The 20,866-nt window shown below is 57.2% G+C and carries 19 protein-coding genes and 1 other RNA gene; 7 read left to right on the forward strand and 13 right to left on the reverse strand.

Annotated elements, in window-relative coordinates; genetic code table 11:
* Nucleotides 1-356: PUA domain-containing protein (locus tag IQ273_RS14750; RefSeq protein ID WP_313898121.1), on the forward strand; the 356-nt coding region annotated here is incomplete at its 5' end.
* Between the two features lie 21 nt (nucleotides 357-377).
* On the opposite strand, the gene IQ273_RS14755 is transcribed toward IQ273_RS14750, so the two are convergent.
* On the reverse strand, nucleotides 378-1,046 hold the full coding sequence (locus IQ273_RS14755; protein ID WP_194023942.1) for a sugar transferase: 669 nt from the start codon (nucleotides 1,044-1,046) through the stop codon (nucleotides 378-380).
* 430 nt (nucleotides 1,047-1,476) lie between these two features.
* Here IQ273_RS14755 and IQ273_RS14760 point away from each other — a divergent pair, with 430 nt between their 5' ends.
* Nucleotides 1,477-2,613, forward strand: a complete 1,137-nt coding sequence (locus IQ273_RS14760; protein WP_194023943.1) for a HetZ-related protein 2 — start codon at nucleotides 1,477-1,479, stop codon at nucleotides 2,611-2,613.
* A 95-nt stretch (nucleotides 2,614-2,708) separates the two neighbouring features.
* Here IQ273_RS14760 and IQ273_RS14765 read toward each other — a convergent pair whose 3' ends face one another.
* Nucleotides 2,709-3,299, reverse strand: coding sequence for an HD domain-containing protein (locus IQ273_RS14765; RefSeq protein ID WP_194023944.1), 591 nt, complete (start codon nucleotides 3,297-3,299; stop codon nucleotides 2,709-2,711).
* A 24-nt stretch (nucleotides 3,300-3,323) separates the two neighbouring features.
* Here IQ273_RS14765 and ffs point away from each other — a divergent pair.
* From ffs to IQ273_RS14780, 3 genes are all read left to right on the forward strand, one after another.
* Nucleotides 3,324-3,420, forward strand: an RNA gene (gene ffs / locus IQ273_RS14770) — signal recognition particle sRNA small type.
* Nucleotides 3,421-3,569: 149 nt separating this feature from the next.
* Complete coding sequence (locus IQ273_RS14775; protein WP_194023945.1) at nucleotides 3,570-3,941, forward strand: phasin family protein; 372 nt, start codon at nucleotides 3,570-3,572, stop codon at nucleotides 3,939-3,941.
* A 4-nt stretch (nucleotides 3,942-3,945) separates the two neighbouring features.
* Nucleotides 3,946-4,476: a hypothetical protein gene (locus IQ273_RS14780; RefSeq protein ID WP_194023946.1), complete on the forward strand. Its 531-nt coding sequence runs from the start codon at nucleotides 3,946-3,948 to the stop codon at nucleotides 4,474-4,476.
* 106 nt (nucleotides 4,477-4,582) lie between these two features.
* On the opposite strand, the gene thiD is transcribed toward IQ273_RS14780, so the two are convergent.
* The 4 genes from thiD to IQ273_RS14805 all read right to left on the reverse strand — a co-directional run bounded on the left by thiD (nucleotide 4,583) and on the right by IQ273_RS14805 (nucleotide 8,417).
* Nucleotides 4,583-5,404 (reverse strand): bifunctional hydroxymethylpyrimidine kinase/phosphomethylpyrimidine kinase, encoded by an 822-nt coding sequence (gene thiD / locus IQ273_RS14785; protein ID WP_194023947.1) that lies wholly within the window; start codon nucleotides 5,402-5,404, stop codon nucleotides 4,583-4,585.
* 2 nt (nucleotides 5,405-5,406) lie between these two features.
* Entirely contained in the window at nucleotides 5,407-6,543 is a 1,137-nt protein-coding gene (gene ftsZ, locus IQ273_RS14790; protein WP_228053058.1) for a cell division protein FtsZ, read from the reverse strand.
* Between the two features lie 483 nt (nucleotides 6,544-7,026).
* Nucleotides 7,027-7,875, reverse strand: coding sequence for a cell division protein FtsQ/DivIB (locus IQ273_RS14800; protein ID WP_194023949.1), 849 nt, complete (start codon nucleotides 7,873-7,875; stop codon nucleotides 7,027-7,029).
* 116 nt (nucleotides 7,876-7,991) lie between these two features.
* Nucleotides 7,992-8,417: a hypothetical protein gene (locus tag IQ273_RS14805; protein ID WP_194023950.1), complete on the reverse strand. Its 426-nt coding sequence runs from the start codon at nucleotides 8,415-8,417 to the stop codon at nucleotides 7,992-7,994.
* Nucleotides 8,418-8,742: 325 nt separating this feature from the next.
* On the opposite strand from IQ273_RS14805, the gene psaK reads away from it, so the two are divergent.
* A complete protein-coding gene (psaK, locus tag IQ273_RS14810; RefSeq protein ID WP_194023951.1) occupies nucleotides 8,743-9,003 on the forward strand; it encodes a photosystem I reaction center subunit PsaK in 261 nt (86 codons plus the stop codon).
* Nucleotides 9,004-9,078: 75 nt separating this feature from the next.
* Here psaK and IQ273_RS14815 read toward each other — a convergent pair whose 3' ends face one another.
* Both IQ273_RS14815 and IQ273_RS14820 read right to left on the reverse strand, forming a co-directional pair.
* Nucleotides 9,079-12,624, reverse strand: coding sequence for an AAA-like domain-containing protein (locus IQ273_RS14815; RefSeq protein ID WP_194023952.1), 3,546 nt, complete (start codon nucleotides 12,622-12,624; stop codon nucleotides 9,079-9,081).
* Nucleotides 12,624-13,958, reverse strand: coding sequence for an AAA-like domain-containing protein (locus IQ273_RS14820; RefSeq protein WP_194023953.1), 1,335 nt, complete (start codon nucleotides 13,956-13,958; stop codon nucleotides 12,624-12,626). Before IQ273_RS14820 ends, IQ273_RS14815 begins: the two co-directional genes overlap by 1 nt.
* A 490-nt stretch (nucleotides 13,959-14,448) precedes the next feature.
* Here IQ273_RS14820 and IQ273_RS14825 point away from each other — a divergent pair, with 490 nt between their 5' ends.
* Nucleotides 14,449-14,973 (forward strand): response regulator, encoded by a 525-nt coding sequence (locus IQ273_RS14825; protein WP_194023954.1) that lies wholly within the window; start codon nucleotides 14,449-14,451, stop codon nucleotides 14,971-14,973.
* Nucleotides 14,974-14,983: 10 nt separating this feature from the next.
* On the opposite strand, the gene IQ273_RS14830 is transcribed toward IQ273_RS14825, so the two are convergent.
* The 5 genes from IQ273_RS14830 to IQ273_RS14850 form a co-directional block, all read right to left on the reverse strand.
* Complete coding sequence (locus IQ273_RS14830) at nucleotides 14,984-16,192, reverse strand: hypothetical protein (protein WP_194023955.1); 1,209 nt, start codon at nucleotides 16,190-16,192, stop codon at nucleotides 14,984-14,986.
* Between the two features lie 91 nt (nucleotides 16,193-16,283).
* On the reverse strand, nucleotides 16,284-17,201 hold the full coding sequence (locus IQ273_RS14835; RefSeq protein WP_194023956.1) for a glycosyltransferase family 2 protein: 918 nt from the start codon (nucleotides 17,199-17,201) through the stop codon (nucleotides 16,284-16,286).
* Between the two features lie 60 nt (nucleotides 17,202-17,261).
* Nucleotides 17,262-18,839 (reverse strand): GMC oxidoreductase, encoded by a 1,578-nt coding sequence (locus tag IQ273_RS14840; protein ID WP_194023957.1) that lies wholly within the window; start codon nucleotides 18,837-18,839, stop codon nucleotides 17,262-17,264.
* 82 nt (nucleotides 18,840-18,921) lie between these two features.
* A complete protein-coding gene (locus IQ273_RS14845; protein WP_194023958.1) occupies nucleotides 18,922-19,842 on the reverse strand; it encodes a glycosyltransferase in 921 nt (306 codons plus the stop codon).
* Between the two features lie 56 nt (nucleotides 19,843-19,898).
* Nucleotides 19,899-20,866 (reverse strand): ATP-binding cassette domain-containing protein (locus IQ273_RS14850; protein ID WP_194023959.1); only part of this gene is annotated, 968 nt, incomplete at its 5' end.

Consider the following 20,866-nt stretch of genomic DNA (forward strand, 5'->3'; position numbering starts at 1 on the left):
ACCCAAGCCCAGCCCGCAAACGCTGGATTGCCGCTGGCCTTGCCCCTGCCGGACGCCTTTACCTCGATCAGGGGGCAGCACAAGCGATTTTAAACGGGGGTAAATCACTGTTGGCTGCAGGCATTATCCGCATTGAGGGCGACTTTGAAGCTCAGGATGCAGTTGTGCTCTGCAACGCCAGCGGTACAGACATTGCCAGAGGTATTGTCAATTACAATGCCCCAGAGCTACAGCGCATTCTGGGGCATCAGTCGGAGGATATCGCTAAGATTTTGGGCTATAACGGGGCCGATACCGTGGTTCATCGCGACAATTTGGTCATTGCCGCCGATACCGATAGCCCCAGCCAACCCTAGTATTGGTACGTATACGTGATGCTAGTAAGCGCCTCTGCGATCCAACAAAACTGCAATAGTTTTCCCAATCACCTGCAGGTCGTACAGGGGCGACCAGATATCCTGGTAATGCAGGTCGAGGTGTACAATTTCTTCAAAATCTTTAATTGCCGATCGCCCGCTGATCTGCCACTGTCCAGTGATGCCTGGCTTGACGTCAAGCCGCCGCCAGTGGTGGGGGCTATAGTGCGAAACCTCGTCTTCGGTAGGTGGGCGAGTGCCGACTAGGCTCATATCACCCTTGAGTACATTCCAAAACTGTGGAAACTCATCTAGGCTAGCTTGGCGCAGCAGACGACCGACCCGAGTAATGCGAGGATCGTTCTCGTTTTTGAAGATTAGGCCCTGGGCCTGATTAGAGACCGTCTGCTTGAGGACGTCAGCGTTTTGCACCATGGAGCGGAACTTCCAGATGGTGAAGGGCTTTCCCTTGAGACCGTAGCGCTTTTGGGCATAGAAAATGGGGCCAGGACTGTCTAATTTAATGGCCAGCGCTAGTGGTACAACAACCAAACCCAGAATAACCAGGCCCACTAGGGCTCCTAAAATATCGATAGATCGTTTAATAAGGCATTTAGCAGAAGGATGAATAACGGCTACGGAAGATCCTGGAGTAACACTTCCGGAACTATCTGGACGAAGGGATAACATGGTAGACCCTGGTGACGAAACTCGCGTGCTGTTTTTTTGAGGATTTCATACTGACTCAACCGCGTATACCCTGACAAACAAAGCCAATTTATGCTTTTTGCAGGTGCTGCATGGAACTTACCCAAGTTGAATAGTACCGAAGCTACGAGGTGCTTAGTGTGATGATTGACACAATAAAACCACGTATAAGTACACACGGAGGTATGTGATCACTATCCGTCCTGATAGAGTAAATCGGGCTGCAATGAGTGACCCTTTGCAGAAACTTTCTAGAAGTGCGGCGATCATAAAGTTTACGTAAGGCTTTTGACGGGTGCCAGCCTCAGCAGAAAACCTAAGCTAAAAAACTGCCCTAAGTCGTAAGTCTGAAGAGAACAGATACTAAGATAGGCCTACAGCCAACCCAGCACACACGAAAAGGATTGATTGCATGGCCGGGGCAGACAATATAGCGGAGGATTGGTTATCCCGCTTACATGAAGATTTTCCTGATCAGCCTCAGTCGGTCTGTCAGAGTGTTGTCAGCTGGCTGCTGGGCGAGTCGCCAGAGCGATTTGCCAATCTGGCAGAGGCCGACCTGGCGATCGCACGGCAGGCGATTGAGTACCGCTATCGCATCTTGCAGCAGCGCTACTGGGGAATCAGCCCCGATCAGGGCTATCAGCGCTTAATTAAGCGGCTGAGCAGTCTATTTCTAATTCGCAATAAAATTAAGACCTGGATCTCACTGAGCCGCGATCGCCGTCGATCGGTGGTCGACGTCATTCAAGAAGTGATTCAGGAGATGATGCGCAGCGATCGCCATTTAGCCCAGCAGCTCAAATGGATTGCCACCTGCACTCAAAACTCGCGGCTGCGTAATCTGCTGATGCTGGCCAGTATCGAAGAATACTGCCTGCGCCCAATTCGTAACCAGCCCCTGATTATCTATCGCTTCGTCAACTATCTGCGGCGCAGCCAAAAGGGCGGCATGACCCAGGTACCAACCGGCGAACTGATTCGCCTGGTCTCAGATGAAATTGCCCCCGGCGACAGTGAAGACTCGCTTAGCCTGCTCGACGTAGAAGCTTGGAACCAGTACCAGGAAGAGCAAACCGAGCTAGAGCAGCAGAGCATGAGGCACCAGGTGAAAACCTCATTCGTTAACTACCTCAGCCGCAACCTCGACGATACCGCGGCCCGCTGGCTAGAGCTGCATCTCAAAGGTCTGAGCCAAGACCAAATTGCTCAAACTCTCGACATGCCAGTGCAGCAGGTCTACCGCCTGCGCGAAAAAATTGGTTATCACGCCGTGCGCATCTTTGCCCTGCGCGAACAGCCCGCCATGGTGCTGAGCTGGCTTAAAACCTCACTACAAGAGCACAATTTTGGCCTCACCCCCACCCAGTGGGATCAGTACTGGCAAGGTCTTTCTACCGAAGAGCAAGCCATTTTAACGGCCTATAAAGAAGAGCAGCCCATTGATGCCTTAGTCCGCCGCCTAGGCCTAAAAAGTAGGCAGATTCAAGCCCAGTGGGTGCAGCTCTATCTGCGTGCCCAAGAGTTACGCACCCAAGGAGAGGGGTAACGATAGAGGTTTAGGTATACGGTTCAAGGCCTGTCGTGAGCCGTGCACCTTAAACCTTCCCCCCACTCACCTGTCACCCTTGGTTTGGCAGACGGCTAAGGCTGCAAATACCCGGCCGCTACACAGTCTTGAACCACCCCCAGCACAAAGGGCCACAGCTCTGGGGCACCCGCTTCAACCGGAGCCATGCGCTGCAGTACCTGGGCACGGCAAATATTGTGTTGCTTCCAGGTACCACCGCCGGTTTGCCAGTTATGCAGCAGGGGTTGAATGCGGTCTAGGGAGGCGGCGAAACGAGCGGTGGGGGTAGCCTGGGCCTCAAACTCATCCCAGAGCTGGCGCAGGCGACTACCGGCAGCAGTGGGTAGTAGGCCAAAAATGCGATCGGCAGCCTGCTGCTCTCGCAGAGCTTTATCGTGATGGCCAGCGATATCGTAGCAAAAGGTATCACCCGCGTCGATTTCGACTAGATCGTGGATGAGCACCTGATGCATAGCGTGCTGCAGATCTACCTCAGCCGGGGCGTATTCGGCCAGCACCAGCACCATCATGGCCAGGTGCCAGGAGTGCTCGGCGCTGTTTTCGCGGCGGGAGGCATCGATGAGCTGGGTTTGGCGCAGAACGGTTTTAAGGCGATCGATCTCAACTACAAAGGCAATTTGTTGCTGAAGCTGTTGGTTGGTCATGGAGGGGAGTGTTATAATAAAAATGACTCGGACCCATGCGGTCGCAACGCCCAAATCATGTCAGGACCGGAAGGTAGCAGCATTACGGGATGCTTGTGACAGGCGTGGACTCCGGGTCTTTTGCGTTTTGGCCGCTTAACGCCATCTCTCCAGGTTAGTAGAGAGATGTCAACGGGGTTTATTCATAATAGGGGCGGCATGCTCCCTGGGTACCCGGCATCGGCTGTCAACACGCTGATCAGTTGCAGCGCGAAAAGGAGACCGCTGACTATGGCTGGTTTCGGAGATGCAGTTAAGAAAGCGTTTTATTTAGGGGTTGGGGTCGCCTCCTATGCCGGAGAAAAGGCAGGCGATACCTTCAAAGATTTGCGAGAGCAGTCTCAAACCCTGGTGAATGAGCTAGTAGCACGGGGTGAGATTACCGCCGAAGAAGCTCAACGGTTGGTGAATGATATGGTAAACCGCGCCCAGGATACGGCAGCGGCCAATAACCCCAGCGACAGTTTGCCACAACCTCGACCCATCGAGATTTTAGATGATGACGCTCCTAGCGTTGTCGATGCCCAAACGGTAGCCCTGCGCGAGCAGGTAGCGGCCCTGCGCCAAGAATTAGAAAACCTCAAGCACAAGTCGAGTAATTAGCCCTATGGATGACTGGTCTAAACAGTTGTTTGATGCCTTTGACAACACTATACACAGCTTTACCCAGCAGCTGAGCGAAGATACCGAGCGCTGGCTAGATGAGCTGACTGAGCAGTTGGCCCACGCCTCTGACGCCCTGGTACAGACAACCGATCAGTGGGCTGATCAGGTGCAAGAGGCGATTGACCCCGAGATCGATCGCATTGTAGATGAGCTAAACAATGCGGTAGGCCCCTTTCGGTTTACGCTCAACGTGCAGATTGACGAAGTCGTTGACCAACTTGACGAAATTTTAGGCCCGCTCGTAACGGGTCTCTCCGGCATTGACCAGTGGTTTGAGGCAGTCTCTAGCCCCATCAACAGCACCGTTGAGCCGCTGCTGCAAAATTATCCCGCCTGTGTCGGCTGCCGCAATTTCTATGGTCAGTCCTTCGGTGGCAACACGCTGGTGTGCGCCATGCATCCCTTTGGCCCCGAAGCAGAACACCAATGCCCCGATTGGGATTCGGTCTGGCCACAACCACCCAACCCGTAATGGCGTTATCGGTTGCACAAGGTGTATTGGGCAATCAATGTGGCTTTGCTTGTAACGCTTGCCAGGCCGTAGTTTCTCTGTGGTGCCTTGCTAGAGCGAATGCACCCTACAGATGGTTGGTCAGCAGTGGGAAGAAGTGACCGACTGGGCCTTGGCCTTTACCAATAGCTAAGGCATGCTTCAGTGCGCTAGTCACATAGTCTTTAGCGTCTTTAACAGCGGTTAGCGGGGCTTTACCCAGGGCCAAGTTAGCGGCGATCGCTGCCGATAGAGTGCAGCCTGTGCCATGGGTATGGGTTGTTTCTACAACTTCGGCAACCAGTACTTTCACCTCCTGTCCGTCAAACCAGACATCGGTGCTGCGGAGGTGATCGGCCATACCGCCCCCTTTCACGAGCACTGCCTGAGGCCCGAGCTGGTGAATATGACGGGCGGCGGCTTCCATATCTTTTAGAGTAGAAATCTCTAAACCGCTGAGCAACTGGGCCTCATGGCGATTGGGAGTGAGGATGCGAGCCTGGGGAATAAGACGGCAGGTCAGGGTAGCGATCGCGTCATCGTCAATTAGCTGTGCCCCGATACGCGACACCATGACCGGATCCACAACCACGGGAATGTCTTGAGGCAGCGAGGTTAGGGTCTGAGCTACCGCCTGAATAATGCCCTGGTTGAGCAACATGCCAGTTTTGATTCCCTGGACCGCGATGTCGCTGGTAATCGCGTCTAGCTGAGCAATAACGGCCTCGGGCGGCAGGGCATCGACTCGTGTTACCCCCAAGGTGTTTTGGGCGGTTACGCAGGTGAGAGCACAGGTGCCGTGGACGCGGTGAAAAGCAAAGGTGCGCAGATCGGCCTGAATGCCAGCCCCACCACCGCTGTCAGAACCAGCGATGGTTAGGGCCGTAGGCCAGAGGGGCGGTGTGGTCATCACTAGCGGTTGTTGTTAGGCCGTCGCCGCTGTAAAAACTCAGGAATATCTAACCCGGCCCCAAGGCCACCTGAACCACCACTGCTGGCTGGAGGGGTAATCGGGGGGGCCGACAGGGTGCGCTTAAAGGGAGTAACACGGGCAACGTCGAGCTCGGGCTGCGCTCCAGCCCGGTGATTAAAGCCGGTGGCAATCACGGTGATGCACACCTCACCCTGCATGCGATCGTCGATTACAGCGCCAAAGATGATGTTGGCGTTGGGATCAACCCCCTCATAGATGATCTCGGCAGCAGCATTGACTTCGTGGAGGGTAAGGTCAGAGCCACCCGTGACGTTAAACACGGCCCCAGAAGCTCCATCGATGGACGATTCGAGTAGGGGAGAGGAGATCGCAGCGATCGCCGCTTCCCGAGCCCGCGACTTGCCCGACCCCATACCGATACCCATCAGCGCCGTGCCCGCATCGGCCATGATGGCTCGCACATCGGCAAAGTCGACGTTGACCAGACCGGGGATCGTAATAATGTCAGAAATACCCTGCACCCCCTGGCGCAGAATATCGTCGGCAGTGCGAAAGGCCTCCTGCACCGGGGTTTGCTCAGAAATTACCGACAGCAGCTTGTCGTTGGGGATGATAATCAGCGTATCGACTCGCCCCTGGAGAGCAGCAATGCCCTCGTCGGCCTGGTTCATGCGGCGGCGACCCTCAAAGGTAAAGGGTCGCGTAACCACGCCAACGGTCAAGGCACCGGCTTCTTTAGCAACCTCAGCTACGACTGGGGCCGCGCCCGTGCCGGTTCCCCCGCCCATACCAGCGGTGATAAAAACCAGGTCAGATTCTTCTAAGGCGGCAGCAATTTCTTCCCGTGATTCTTCGGCGGCCTTTTGGCCAATGGCGGGGTTGCCTCCAGCCCCCAGCCCTCGGGTCAGCTTTTGACCAATGTGGAGGCTGTTGGTCATGGTGGTATTGTCAAGCGCCTGGGCGTCGGTATTGACCGACCAGAACTCAATACCCGCGAGGCCGCTGCTAATCATGCGGTTGACGGCGTTGCAGCCGCCGCCGCCGACCCCAATTACCTTAATGCGGGCGACGCTACTGGGCAAAGCCGTGTTGTTGGTGTACGTTTCTCCGGGCATAGCTCTGGCATTGTGGGGTTGACTGGAGTTAAGCTCGCCGTAGCTAAACGGGTTAGACGGGCCAGCGAAAGCGGTCACAGCATCAGCCGACGAGCGCGGGTCGGAGGGAACAGATTCTGCCTGATGAGACGAGTAAGCCTCGTAGTCAGCGCCGCTGTGGCCAGCACCATTGCCGTGGGAATCGTCGGGGAGCATAGAATTTAAGGCTGTAGACAATATATTAATTACCCGTACTAGATAACCGAGATAACACCTAAGTCCTTGAGAATCTAAACCCCGGCTGATTCTAGACAACTATAGAGTACTTCGCCAGAAAAAACCAAATCGCCTTGGCAAGTCTTAAACTACCTGATTTAACCACTGAAACCCCAAAAATAAACGCCTCGTCCCAAATATATTGAGTCAATTTTGGGCCAAAGTTTTTTGGGGCAATGCGATTTGGGTGTCTAAGGCTGGCTGTCAGGGCCATGGCGTGGGGTTGATCTAAGGACTGGAGACCGTGCCTGGCTCTGGGGCATCGGCTTCTACCACCGCGACTGAGGGAGCATTGGGATTGCTGAGATCAATGCGGGCGACCTCGGTATCGGTTAGCTGGTTGGGTAGGTTACGCATGCGATCGAGGGTGGCGAGCTGCTGCTCTAGCTCGGGGCTATAGGGACCAAGATAGACGGTGCCCAGAGCCGTTTCTAGCACCAGATTATTGGGGTCTTGCCAGTCAATTTCAGTAATAGCGACCGGGCTGCTCACGATGGTTTCGTAGATTTGGGGCCAGTAGCGCTGGTACTGAGGCTGAATGCCGCGCAGCTGGAGCGTGGGCAACTGCGGTGAGGCGCTGCCCAGGCCAAAACTAGACAGGGGCATCCAGGCACCGTGGGCATCTAAAAACCCAGCCTGCAGGTATGGGGTATCGGCACTGCGATCGCCTTCACCGACCGGTAGCACCACGGCCACGGGCACCCGTTCTTCTACCCGCACGTTGAGACGCGGTGGCAAGAGCTGCCGGGTGACCTCTGCGGATATGATTGGGCCGCGATCGCGTAGCTGACGGGCCAAAATCTCGGGCTCTACCTTCATCAACACCTGGGGATACTGGATCGGCACCAGATTTTGCACAGCCTCATCGCTGAGCAGATGGTTGCCGCTGACATTAATTTGAGCAGGGCTGTGGATCAGCCAGACCGGGCGGGTAGCGCCCCAGAAAATAGCGGCAGTGAGGCCAGAGAGCGCCCAAAACCGCCACAGCGCCTGGCTGATAGAAATTCGCCGCCGCCGCCTAAGACTCTGTCGTCGGCTCTTGATTTCGTCGCGGGAGAGGGGAGAAACGCGGGTCATGGCATTAGGAGGGGCTGTAGGTAGCCCGGTGATCGGAATCTGCCACAAAACGCGGGTTAAGGGACAAGGTGGGCTTTATACTCGCGTATTTTCGCTCTTGCTAACCCTAGCCGCCTTTAGGCTGATGCCGATTTTAACGCCTGTAACGATTGATGCAACGCTTTTTCCCAGCGCAGCGCTAAATCGCTGTCGGTAAAGGGAATGCGGTAAGTTTCACCGCTGGCCGTAGCCAAAGCTAGCTCAATCTTTCCCTTGGCAGGCTGAGCCTCGTTGGTCACGGGCTGACCATTGATCTCTAGCCGGAGACTGGTAATGGCCTGGAGAGACAGGGTGGTGAGATCGATAGGGCCTTGTCGGGTAGGTCGGCCCCAGGTGAGGTCGTCGCCCTGCTGTCCCAGCATGGCTTTAATGTCGTACTTGCTGCGATCGAACTCAGCGGCCCAGGCCTCGTAGGCCTGCACCTTTTGGTACTCATGCCAACCTGCCCAGGCCAGGCCAATAAACACCGCCAGCAGGGGCAGCCACAGAAGTCCTCGTTCCATAGAAAGTATCTCTACCTCGCAGTTTAAAAATCAGCAAAAGGCAATCAGTAAAAGGCTTGGAGCCACCCTCGATTGGGCCAAGGGTGCGGGTGAAATCGCGATCTTAAAAGCCAGTCCTAACGGAGGTTGCCCGCAGGTACTTGACCAAAAGGAAAGCTTGGCACCCGATCGCCCCTTGTTCAAATTCTCAGCCCAATGTCTTTGGCGACAATGTCATTAATTGTAAAGTCTTGCAACGGCAGCCGACAGAATTTCCTGGCGTCGTGGAAAAGTAGGCCTAGGCAAGTGATTTGCCGACCCACTGCATTTTTTGGAGGCTGGTACATTGGCATTTCTACCTCTTTTAGCCACAGTTCCCCATACGGCCGCTTGGAGCCCTAAGGTGGCCGCTGTGATGATTGTTTGCAACATTTTGGCGATCGCGATTGGCAGATTCACCATCCAGATTCCCGATGCTAAGCCCGCACTACCTTCCCCAGAGTTTTTTGGCGGCATGGGGCTGCCCGCTTTGATAGGAACCACCAGCTTTGGTCACCTGCTAGGGGCTGGGGCAATTTTGGGTCTAGCGAATTTAGGCGTGCTCTAGATTGGTCAAGAGCTAGCGTCAAGATATTCAGCGTGAGGATGCCGGTAGCTTAGTCGACTGGCATCCTCGCGGTGTTTAAAGGCCGGTTTCAAGCCCCTGACAGAGATTGCGATCGCCCGCTTTAAGCGTGCTGTTAGTGCGGAGATAATCGGCCACCCAGTCGCAGCCGTAGCTGAGGGGGGCGAGGGTCAAAATCGGCTCCAGGTTCCAGAACACTACGGTTTCGTCGTCTCCTACCGAGGCCAGCACGGTGCCCTCGCGGTTAAAAGCCACGCTGCGGACTCCAGAATTGTGCTGTTTCAGGGTGCCAATCAAGGCCGTATTTGGCTGGGGAAGCACTCCGCGCGGGCAGAGTTGGCCTGCGCGGCAGTCGAGGCTCCAGAGTTTAACAGTTTCGTCAATACTGGCGGTGGCCAACAGGCTACCATCGGGGCTAAAAACTACTCCCCAAACCGCCGCTTGGTGGCCTGTGAGCGTGGTTACCAAGGTGCCATCGGGTCGCCACAGACGGGCTGTATTATCGCCGCTGCCGGTAGCTAGCAGGCTACCATCGGCGCTGTAGGCCACCCGCCACACCGCCGAGCCGTGCTCTAAGGTATGCAGCAGATCGCCCGAACGGCTCCACAGCCGCAGCTTGCCATCGTTGCTGGCGGTAGCAAATTGAGTGCCATCGGGGCTGTAGGCCACGTCCCAAATTGGAGCAGGTGCGCCCGACCAGTCGGCGATCGCGCTGCCATCGGCAGCCCACCGGTAGAGCTGACCCGTCACGGTACTGGCCACCAGTTCCTCGCCGCTGGGGTGCCAGGCGACCCCTAAAAGAGCTCCGTCATGATCGCCGATGGTCTGCTTTAAATTACCCTCAAAGTCCCACAGCTTAAGGGTGGCGTCTTCACTGGCAGAGGTCAGCCAGGGCTGAGTGGGGTGTAGTGCCAGGCTGGTAATGCCGGCCCGGTGAGCCTCCAGGCTTTTTACCGTGGCATTGGCGGTAGAGATCAAGGTGAGATACTGGTTGCTGCCTGCGGTAGCCAGTGTTTGCCCATCGGGGCTAAAAACCGCTCCCAGGGCAAGGCTGCTCAACCCCTGAAGCTTTTGATAAAAGGGATTGTGCGGCTGCCATAGCAGCACCTGGTTGTCGGCCCCGGCGGAGGCGATAGTTGTACCATCGGGGCTGTAGGCAACTCCCCAAACGGCGGCGCTGTGGCCCTCTAGGGTCGTCAGCAGAGTACCACTAGCGCTCCACAGGGCCAGGGTTTTATCCCAGCTGGCAGAGACAAATTCCTGCCCGCTGGGGCTAAAGGCAATCTCTTTGACCGGGGCCTTGTGGTGCACCAGGGTTTTCAGCAAGGTGCCCTCTAGGGTCCACAGTTTGATGGTTTTATCGAGGCTGCCGCTGACCAGGCGATCGCCAGCCGGATTAAAGGCCAAGGTGTGCACTGGGGCACTGTGGCCATTCAGGGCATCCAAGTACTGGCCATCGGGCCGCCAGATCGAAATTGTGTTGTTGTTGCCCCCCAAGGTGATCGCATCTCCTTTGGGGCTGTAGGCTACGGCTCGAATACCGGTCACCTCGCCGGGATGCTGAAATCGACCCACAGTTTCCCCTCCCAGACTGAAGGCCTCTACCTGGTTACCGCTTCCCCCCACCAGCAGCGTTGCACCATCAGGGCTGATAGCCATGCTCCAAATGCCGCGAATAGAGGTTTGAATAATGCGTTCTGGCGCTCCTGCCGCTGTCCACAGGCGAATGGTCCCATCGTCGCCAGCCGAGGCTAGATAGCGGCCATCGGGGGTATATGAGAGCGTACGAATAGTCGCCTGATGGCCGACCAGGGTAGCGATCAAGGTGCCGTCGGGCTGCCACAGGTGAATAGTGGCATCGACCCCAGCAGTGGCCAGCTGACCCGCGCGGTCTGGCCCAGGGTTAAAGCTGACAGCCAACACCGCCGCTCGGTGACCGCTGAGCCGGTTTTTTTGGTGAATACCCAGCACAATGCGCTCCAAAATGGCGTTGGTTTGGGCCTGTAGGGCGAGGTCGCTCCCCGGCGACTGCCTCAGCCGCTGCTGGCCTCGAATCGCCTCTAGCAGTGCCTCAAAGGACTGTTGAGAAGAGTGCAATGCCTCGGCACTGCGCACAATGGCATAGGCCTCATTTTGGGTCGCCTGACGATACTGGCGACGGGCTACAAAGCCGAGACCGGTAGCGGCCACCAGGGCCATTGTCATCGCCCCCAGCAGCAGGCGCTGATGGTCTAAGTGCCGCTGCTGCTCTAGGCGGCGCTGGTGCTCTACCGTGAGCCGGGCCTCGACCTCGACTAGGCGATCGGCTTCTACCCTGGCCAGTGCCTCACGCTGGTCGAGAGCCTGACTGGCCGCCAAAAACCGATAGTCGAGGGAACCAAGGCGCTGGTGCTCGGCCCAGGCCAGGGTTTCGTGCAGGGCCTGGCCCCGCAGCAGCCGCGATTCATCGGTATAGCCCGAGGCCACCCAGGCATTGAGGGCAGACGCGTAGGGGCGCAGATCGTTGAGCTGCTGCCGCACCCAGGCAGGGCTAAAGACAGCTCGATAGATTGGATTTTTGACCTGCAGATAGCCGCCGCGACGCTCAACTAGACCCACCAGCAGCAGTTCAGCCTGGCTGAGCGAATTATCAACTGCAACGGTCCCCCGGTCGAGCACCTGCTGATAGAGGCCCAGGCGTTGCCCCAGGCGCTGGGGCTGGTACCAGAGGCGATCGCGCATGGTTTTGAGGTGCTCAGGTTCGTCGTGGAGTTCCCAGCTATCGATCAAGTGGCTCTGTACCAGCTGGTCTACCCAGGGGGCGGCCGCTGCGCTCGTCTGGATGGCCACGGTGCTGACGATTAAGTGGCAAAGCTTTTGGGTTAAAAAGGGTTGGCCACCGGTCCAATGCAGCACTCGCTCTAGCACCGGTTGGGGATCGCTCACCCAGGGCTGGAGCGATTCAACCAGGGGCTGAGCCTCCGCCAGAGTAAACCCCTCCAGCGCGATGGCCTGGCCAATATTGAAGGGGGTACGGGCCTTGTCGGCCATCAGATCATTAGGGGTCGCAACCCCAAATAGAGCAAAGGTCAGCCGCTGATAAGCAGGATTGTCGGCGCGGCGGTTGAAGCAGGTGCGAATCAGGGCAAAAAAGTCATCGGTGGGAAAGGCTAGCCCTAGAATGCTGTCGATTTCGTCAATAAAAATGACCAGGGGTGCCGCCAGGCCAGGCAGTAAAACGTGATCGATAAGCGCGGCCAGGCGGGCCACAGGTGGCAGGTGGGTCTGGCCGCGCCACCACTGGCTTAGAGCGATGGGTAGGCTCAGCCCTCGCACCAGGGAAGCGGCGATCGCGGCGTACCATTGATCAACCGTAATATGCTGACTACCGATCGCGGTTAAATCAATCGCTACGCTGTGTACCCCCAGCTGACTCAGCGCTGCCATAGTGTGCACCCGCAGACTCGACTTGCCCATCTGCCGGGCGTTGAACACGTAGCAAAAATGGTCCTCTAGCAGCTGCTGCTGGAGTATGGCGTCGGCACGCCGCTGCACGTAGGTAGGAGCGGTGGGCGGCAGGCTGCCCCCCACCTGGTAGGGCGACTTCAGCGGCTGAGTGAGCACTAATTCTCCGGCAGAGTGGCAAAATACTGGCGATACAGCTCACAACTGGCCACCGCTAGCTGCTGTCTAAAGCGGACCAGCCCGAGCCCTTGCAACCGAAATGAGAGCTGGGGCGGCAGCCTCACCCCCTCTGAGCTAGTGGCCACCTGAACCATGGCCGCGCTGAGGTCCGTCTCGGCTTCGAGCACCTCCACCTGGCGGCGCAAATGACTGCTGTAGATGCCGTCGTAGGCCACAGCCTGCTCAAGGATGGTGTCTAGGGTCTGCTGCTGAGTCAGGTGAAACAGGCTGAGCTGGGTTAGGTAGGGGTGCCCCCCAACCAGGTCAAGCAACCGCAGCAGATCGTTGTCGTCTGGAGCCAGGCCATAGCGCAGGGCCAGCTCCTGGACCTGGTCAAGGCTAAAGGGAGGCAGCTCAATCGAAAACCCCACGTTAAAGGGTGATTGATGAAGGCTCAGGGGCAGCCAGGCTTCGGTCGAGTGCGCAATTACCAGCCGCAGCTGTGGCCAGAGGTTTTGATCCGTCCCGTAGCGGCCCTGCTCGTACCAGGCCCGCAGCATGCCTAAAAAGTCAGTAGCGACCTCGCCGTAGGCAAACAGCTCATCCAGGTCATCGATCACCAGCAGCAGGGGCTGATCTGAGGCCGGCAGTAGGTAAGTTTCAAAATAATCGGTGCAGCTATAACTACCGCCAAATAGCCCGTCCCACCGCTGATCGAGTTGGTTCGGCAGCCCCAGGGACCGGGCCACCACCGCACAAAACCAGCGCAGGGTTTGGTTGAGGTCTCCCAGGCAACCGCGATCGATCGCCTGCAGACTAACCACCGCTAGCCGCAGGCCATAATCTTGGGCATGGCCCAGCATCAGATTAAGGAGTGAGGTTTTGCCAAATTGGCGAGGCGCTTTGAGGCGCACCAGGGCTCCGGCCGTCAAAATTTCTTGGGTAGCGCTAGCCTCGACCCCAGGCCGATAGAGGTAGAACGGCGAATCGAGAGGCAACGGGCCGTTTAGGGGACCCCGCTGGACAGTAAGCGACGTTTCGAGCCGCTGGGTATCTTCGGGAAGCAGGTAGTCATCGGCCGTCAGCCCGAGGTCAAACGCCCCAAAGTAGGTGTCTAGGGTGGTGAGGTCAACGGGCTTTTGCCGCCTTCTAGCCTTAACCAGGGTATTGGCGCTCAACCCGGTAACAGCGCAAAGCTGGTCTAGGGTATAAGGGTTCCCATTATTTTGCTGGGCCGACAGCTGCTGCTCAGCAGCTCGCAGGCGCTGCCAGCCCTGGGCGCTAAGCACAACCCCCCGTTTGCGGCGATCGCCTGAGTTCATAGCTTGAGTCATTCGTTACACAGACATGATTTTGCGCCTAATGTGAGCGATGGCGATCGCAAAATAGCAGCCGACCTTAAAGGTAAACAAGGTGAATTTCGGTGCTAGTTGTCACTACACTCGCCGTCAAAATTACTTAAAGAACGACCCGATTACAAGCCCGATCAAGACATAAAAACGACCCAAAGTAACCCAAATTATAAACCTCAGGGTTGGCAATTTTATCTTGCCGCAATATCTTGCGATCTTGAGTGGACACCAAATTACTTCTTAACTTATGTTAATGCTGTCTCAGGTTGATCGCTCGTTCAGTTTAGGCGTAGAGGCTGCATTAGCAGGTTGATTAGATCGCAGTTTGACCACCTAAAACAAGCCGTCTAAGCGCGTACAACGGGTTAGCCAATCGCTGGATTTAGGTTTGGGTTTACTATCGCGTCTTGGGCTGTTCCCTGGAGCATTTTTTCGCGCCGCTCTTCACTCAGGATTAACCCTTAAAAATCGTATGGTCGACTCTCCCACAACCGACCTGCCACCAGCGTCGGCCTTCTCTCACCGCAGGTGTCGCCGGGTCGCTGAGGATAAAGACGCTACTCGCCATCTGCTGCTAGTTGACAACGAGCCTGATATTTGCGTCTTAGTACAGGATGCTCTGGCGGAGTTTGAGGGCTGGCAGGTAACCACCTGCTGCGACCCCAGTACCGTAGATTTCGAGACTACCCCTCATTGGGATGCCATTTTGCTGGAGATTTCTGTGACCCGGCTAACGGGGGTAGCCCTGGTGACTGCTCTCCAAATTCACCCCAAAACCTACCATATTCCCATTGTGCTGCTGACGTCCCACGTGATGGCGAGGGACTATGCCCAATTTGAGCAGATGGGCGTAACAGGGGTGATTGCTAAACCCTTTGACCCAGTTACCCTGGGTCACCAGATTGCCCAACTGCTCGACTGGGTGTCCACAACAAGCAGCGGTAGCGCCAGCTCAGCCGCCGCTATTCCCAGTCGAAAATTTAAGCCCTGCCGCTAATAGCGATGAGCTAGGCCAGCTGGGGTTCGGTATCGGTCTGGGTTGGGGCAGCCGCGTGGACAGTCTCAGGATAATGAATCGATTTGAGATACCAGAAGGTAACTACCAGGGGCAGCACGTAGCGATCCCAGGGAATGGCTTTCATCATAATGAGGGCGTTGAAAACCACTATCCAGAACAGCAAATCTGGCTTAGAAAAGCGTAGGCAGGTGAGCAGGGCCAGACCGTAATACATGGCCAGGTTTAAGGCGTAGAAAGGCAGTAAGTCGGCCACTTTGCCCATGTTGCCGTAGGGAGTGTCTAGAGGCGGAAAGATGAGGCAAAAAACGAGCAGACCGATCGCAATCAGCAGCCATTTTTTCTGGTTTTTACGCAAAGATTGCAGGGGGTTAGTCGGGCGAAACAGCAGCCATTCTGGAATCACGATGTAAGCACCCACAAACCCGAGAAAGTTGATCGCACCACCAGGAGTAAGGGACAGGTTGCTTTTTTGGACCTCGGGGGCATGAGAGACGATCGCACTGGAGGGAGCAAGCCCATCAAATAGCACCACCCAGCCCAAAAAGGACAGGCTGGCCAAGGCCGGGGCCAGCCAGCGCTGATGCTGGAGCGGGCTCACGGGCTGCCCCTGGCGATACTGGTTGGCGATCGCTAAAAACTCGTAGGTGGCTACAGCCATCGGAAACGCCAGCATGTACTGCCGCGAAGAAATCGCCAGCACAAAGGCCAGGCAGCTCACCCAGTGGCGATCGCGCACATAGGCCACAAACCCCAGCAGCACCCAGGTACAAGCGATCATTTCTGTGTAGAGCCGACCGCTGAGAAACAAAAAATACGGGCACAAAAATAGCCCAATCAAACATAAAATGGCCCGACCGCCCTTTTGCCGACTGGGCCAGCCAATGATCGCCACAATCCCTAAAGACAAAATCAAATTGAATAACCGCCCCGCCACCATGCCCTGACTAAACAGGTACTCCAAAAATCCAAAAATCATGAATGGCAGGGGGGTATTTAGGCTGTGATACTCCCGCAGGTCAGAGAGCGACGGCAGCAGGCTATCGCTAAAGGTCAGGCTCGACTTCCAAAAATTGACCTCATCCCAATAGGGCGGACCCTGCAAAAAATCAAGCCAGGCCACGATCGCCAGATAGATCGCGGTAATGCCGCAAAGAAAGAAAATCTTTTGCTGGGAATGGCTGAAGGATTGCAGTTTCATAGTGGAAAAAGATCCCTAAACTCACGAGAAAACAGCTAGCAGGAAAGGCATCAAACTGGAGCTAAGACCCGGCACAGACCTGAGTCGCAGATTAGCAGGAAGCTGCTGAAGTTGAGGCGGCAGTGGTTTTCTGCTGACTGCGCTCCCAGAAAAATCCGGCCACGTTGGCTACCTGAGATAAAAATAGCAGCCCCGACAACCTAATAGCCTGAATCTGTGGCTGTCGCGAAAGGGGGTAGGTGAGCAACTGCCAATAAAACTGTAGCGGCTCCACCTTGACCTGCTCATCGACCCGACGAGCCCTCACCTGGTGAAAGCAGTAAGCCCCCCGACCATAGTTAAAGTGCTGCCGCCAAAACCGCCGCAGCGACAGGTGGTGAGTGTGCCTGACCTTGGCCTCGGGCGCATAGGCCAGGGGCAGCCCTAGCTGTAGCCAGCGATCGCAAAACTCCCGGTCTTCCCCTGCCGCCAGCGGAAAGGAGGTATCGAACCCGCCGCTTTGGCAGAACTGCTCGCTAGCCATCGCAAAGTTGTTGGAGGCAAAAAAGCTGGGCTGGTGGCGACTGTTGTAGTAGTCGTACAGGTAGTCAATCAGCAGCTGACTGGCGGTTGAAAACAGGTTCTCAGGTAGGGCATTTACGGTGTAGCCGCCTACCAGCGCTGTGGGCTGCTGGTGTAGCGCAGTCTCTAGCGCCGTTAGCCAGTCGGGGTAGGGCTGGCAGTCGTCATCGGTAAACACTAGATATTCGCCCTGAGCATGAGCCGCGCCCGTATTGCGAGCGCAGGCGGGGCCGCTGTTGTCTTGATGCAGCAGGGTGAGGTTGAGGGTCGATTCAAAGGACTCTGCTACTGGGGCAATGGGTGGACTGCTGCCGTCGTCAACCACGATCACCTCGAAGCGATCGCGGGGATAGCTCAGCTGAGTCAGGCTTTGCAGGCAGCTCGCTAGGCGATCGGGCCGATTGTAGGTCGGGATCACAATCGAGAACACAGGGAGGGAATGGCTCATGGTCGTAGCGGGTAGAGGTCGACGGGTGTGGGCAAACTCAAGGTTTTGGAGGCTTGGTCGCTAGCCGGGAGTACCAGCCAGAGGCACCGCAGCGTCTTCGGCGGCTGACGCTAGATGCACCGCCCCCGGTGCTGGCGGCGTGGACTGTAGCAGGTGCTGCCCCAGACGGCGGGCCAGGGCCAAAATGGTAAAGGTAGGCGAGTAGGATGGTCCGGTGGGAAACACCGCTGAGCTAGCCACATAAACGTTTTCGGTGCCAAACACGCGGCAGTCGGTATCGACCACCCCCTCTTCAGGACGGTAGGCCATCCGGGTGGTGCCCATCTGGTGGGCGGCGTCGGTCATGTTCTCAAGGGTGGGCGGCTGATCGCCAAAGTCAAAGTGGCCCAGCCCCGCCTCAGCAAACCGCTGGGTCAGCAATTCCAGAATTTTCTCGTTCGAGCGGTGATCCTGCTCAGTAAATTGCCAATCCAGGACTGTTTTACGCTGACCTAGGGGATCCAGCTCGGTACCGATGGTAATACGGCTGTCGATGTGGGGCACCTGTTCGGTGACAAACTTGACCCGATAGCTGGCGATCGCGCCATTGCCATCTCGACAGGCGGGTCGCCCTCGCACTAGCCGCCCCAGGCTATCCCACCGGGTTTCGTAGATTGGCTTCAGGTAGAGCACGTGCTCTAGCAGCTGATGGGCCTGCTGGGTGGCGTCGTCGAGGGCAAAACAGATGCAGAACCGGGGCTTGGGGGCGTACTGTAGCTCGCTGGCATACTGACGGGCCAGGGGGCCGGGGCGCAGCGTGCCCGTGTGGTGTTTGGGGTGGTCGGTGTAAAACCGCCCCACCAGGTCGTGGCTATTGCCAATGCCGCCGGGCAGCTGGCGATCGCTGGCCAGTAAAAGGCGGGCCGACTCCAGCGCCCCCGTCGCCAGCACAATGGCGTCGGCCTCAACAGTCAACTCGCGTCCTTCCAGCGATCGACAGCGCACTGTAGTGACCCGACGGTGGGCCTCATCCAGGCACAGCTCGGTCACAGTAGCCCCCAAAATCACTCGCAGGTTGGTGGCCCGGCGCATTTCGTCGCCAAAGCGTTTGGCGGTGCGGGTGGGGGTCTCTTCCCAATAAAAGCTGCTCATTTTTAGGCCGCTGGTTGCCAACTCCGATCGCAGCGCCACGATTTCAGCCCGCTGGGCCTCGGCCTCCAGGTTGCCAAAGCCGTAGTCTGCCGCAGCAGATCGGTAGTGATCCAGCAACTCATCAAAGGCAATTGGCCAGCCGCTGTTAGGTACCCAGGGGCGAGGCTCAAAGTCGGAGGGTTGCAGGTACTTCCACTTGCCGGTCCACACGTTGCTGGTGCCGCCAAACTGCCGCACTCGGCTCACACCCCGCAGCTCGGGGGGGAGGTAGCGGTGGTAGTAGGAGTCGGGGTCAAGCTCGCGGTGGCGCTTGGCTAAAAAGACCACATCGTTGAGGGCTTGAATAGCCGGGTCAAAGCGATCGCGGCCGCTCTCCAGCAGCACCACATCGCGCCCGTGGCGGGCCAAGTGGGTGGCCACCTCGGCCCCAGCAATGCCAGAACCTACTACGACCACCTGCCCTCGCAGCGTCGTTTGCTCGCCCAGATTAAGAATATCGGTAATCATAGAACGTCCTTAATCAATCCTTTGCGTCGTCTCCCGCCATCTCCTAGGGCGGAGTGGCTCATGTCACCGCTGACGAGCGCGCCTAGGCGGGTGGCAAGGCGCTGGTCGGTGTCGCCACCCGCCGCAGACTCTGCTTGAGCTGGTCGATCGCGGTATAGGCTGCGATCGAACCAATGTGGCGAGGATGCAGCCGCAGCGCCCAGAGCCAGTGGGTCAGCGCCGCACCGGCTTGGCCCATTTCGTAGGAGGTTTTGGCGTGCTTGTAGACAAACTCGGCAAACATCTTGGGATGGGCCTCAAAGGCGGCCCGATGCTTTTCAATCAGCCGGTTAAAACTCTCCTGGCGCAGGGCCGGGTTGCCCGACACTCGTGTGCCCGTGTGGGTCAGCAGGTGATAGGTGACCGTAGGCAAGCCAATCAGCGTGCAGGCCGGGTTGAGCCGCAAAAAGAACTCCGAATGCACCCGCGATCGAAAGGTTTCATCCCAGCCGCCAATCGCCAGCACCACGTCACGCTCGACCACCAAGGTTTGCTTGGTGTGGGGCGATCGCCCCGGCTCCGGCTCTTCTAAAAAGAAATGGCCGCCTTTGGGGCAGTGGGAAGGAGGTAGACGAGTCAGCAATACCTCCCCGTGGCCATCCACCTTACTCAACCCTGACAACACTCCCACTGGCGATCCCGGTGGAGCCGACTCCAGCGCTGCCATCGACACCGCCGCCATATGGGGTAGCAGTACGTCATCATCGTCTAAGTAGGTGACATAGCGCCCACGAGCTGCCTCAGTACCCGCATTGCGTGCCCCCGCCCCACCTCGCCCTGGATCGAGGCGAATGATCCGCACGCGGGGATCGTCGGGCAGCTGTACGGGCGGGTCAGAGGCATCGTCCACCACCACAACCTCCAGATCGGAGTAGGTCTGCTGCAGGGCACTGCGCACCGCCAAGGGCAGCAGATGCGGCCGATTGTGGGTCGGAATAATAACGCTGAGCTGAGGTTGAACCATGGTCTAACCCTTCTCTCTAATCCTGCCTAAAAATGTCTCGAACTAGCCGCAAAATTCTAGGGCAGCGGTTGGCTAACGGACACTGGCGCTATCACCGGCACCGTTGACCAGCTGCGCGGCTGATAGAACTGACACTTGCTGACGTTTTGCTGAGATGTCACCGTGAAGCGAAACGACTCGACTACGTCAAAGGTGTAAATCGCGTCTTTGCGCAGGCGAATTTGAGCGCTGTACACCCCCGGAACCAGCCCCAGGTAAGGCATCTGTAGCCGAATTTCTGACAGCCCCGGCGACAGCTGGGAAAAGGCATTGTCGTTTTGCCCCCGCAGCGACAAAACATAGCCCGCGCTCTCAATACCGCCCACTTTGGCAATGCGAATGTCGAGAGCTACCCCGCTATAGCTGTCGTGGGCCTCGCAGACGGCGCACAGGCTGAGGGGTTCGCCCGTCGATAGGGTCTGAGTGGGCTGCCCGTCGCCGTCCCGAAAGAACAGGTCTCGAAAATCAACGCCGCTGCTGTCGCCGGAGTCTTTAGGCGGAAAAATCATGCGGTTTTCGGAGCGCTCGATGCTGTTGAGAAACAAATCGCGCTCGTAGTGATCTACCACCGCATTGACCTCGCCCTGGGTCACCAGCGCTCCCCTGGTCAGATAGATGGCCTGGTCGCAAATGTTGAGAATGGCCTGGGAATTGTGGTTGACCAAAATGAAGGCCACTCCCCGCTGCTTGAGTTCGTAGAGGCGGCGGTAGCACTTGGCCTTAAAGCGGGCATCGCCTACGGCCAGCACCTCATCAATCAGCAGAATATTGGGCTCGGTGTAGATTGCGCAGGCAAATCCCAGCCGCGCCGCCATCCCCGAGCTGTAGGTCTGTACCGGGGCGTCAATGGCTTCTTCAATTTCGGCAAACTCGACCACCTCATGAAAGCGCTGCTTAATCTGCTGGGTGGTGAGGCCCAAAATCGACATGTTGGCAAAAATGTTTTCCCGCCCGGTCAAAATCGGGTTGAAGCCCGCCCCCAGAG

The sequence above is a fragment of the Nodosilinea sp. LEGE 07298 genome (assembly GCF_015207265.1).
GTDB lineage: Bacteria > Cyanobacteriota > Cyanobacteriia > Phormidesmidales > Phormidesmidaceae > Nodosilinea.

Bases quoted from the DNA above. Each gene is read 5' to 3' on its own strand.
- IQ273_RS14755 (WP_194023942.1), bottom strand. From the start codon at position 1,046: ATGTTATCCCTTCGTCCAGATAGTTCCGGAAGTGTTACTCCAGGATCT.
- IQ273_RS14760 (WP_194023943.1), top strand. From the start codon at position 1,477: ATGGCCGGGGCAGACAATATAGCGGAGGATTGGTTATCCCGCTTACAT.
- IQ273_RS14765 (WP_194023944.1), bottom strand. From the start codon at position 3,299: ATGACCAACCAACAGCTTCAGCAACAAATTGCCTTTGTAGTTGAGATC.
- IQ273_RS14775 (WP_194023945.1), top strand. From the start codon at position 3,570: ATGGCTGGTTTCGGAGATGCAGTTAAGAAAGCGTTTTATTTAGGGGTT.
- IQ273_RS14780 (WP_194023946.1), top strand. From the start codon at position 3,946: ATGGATGACTGGTCTAAACAGTTGTTTGATGCCTTTGACAACACTATA.
- thiD (WP_194023947.1), bottom strand. From the start codon at position 5,404: ATGACCACACCGCCCCTCTGGCCTACGGCCCTAACCATCGCTGGTTCT.
- ftsZ (WP_228053058.1), bottom strand. From the start codon at position 6,543: ATGCCCGGAGAAACGTACACCAACAACACGGCTTTGCCCAGTAGCGTC.
- IQ273_RS14800 (WP_194023949.1), bottom strand. From the start codon at position 7,875: ATGACCCGCGTTTCTCCCCTCTCCCGCGACGAAATCAAGAGCCGACGA.
- IQ273_RS14805 (WP_194023950.1), bottom strand. From the start codon at position 8,417: ATGGAACGAGGACTTCTGTGGCTGCCCCTGCTGGCGGTGTTTATTGGC.
- IQ273_RS14820 (WP_194023953.1), bottom strand. From the start codon at position 13,958: ATGACTCAAGCTATGAACTCAGGCGATCGCCGCAAACGGGGGGTTGTG.
- IQ273_RS14825 (WP_194023954.1), top strand. From the start codon at position 14,449: ATGGTCGACTCTCCCACAACCGACCTGCCACCAGCGTCGGCCTTCTCT.
- IQ273_RS14830 (WP_194023955.1), bottom strand. From the start codon at position 16,192: ATGAAACTGCAATCCTTCAGCCATTCCCAGCAAAAGATTTTCTTTCTT.
- IQ273_RS14835 (WP_194023956.1), bottom strand. From the start codon at position 17,201: ATGAGCCATTCCCTCCCTGTGTTCTCGATTGTGATCCCGACCTACAAT.
- IQ273_RS14840 (WP_194023957.1), bottom strand. From the start codon at position 18,839: ATGATTACCGATATTCTTAATCTGGGCGAGCAAACGACGCTGCGAGGG.
- IQ273_RS14845 (WP_194023958.1), bottom strand. From the start codon at position 19,842: ATGGTTCAACCTCAGCTCAGCGTTATTATTCCGACCCACAATCGGCCG.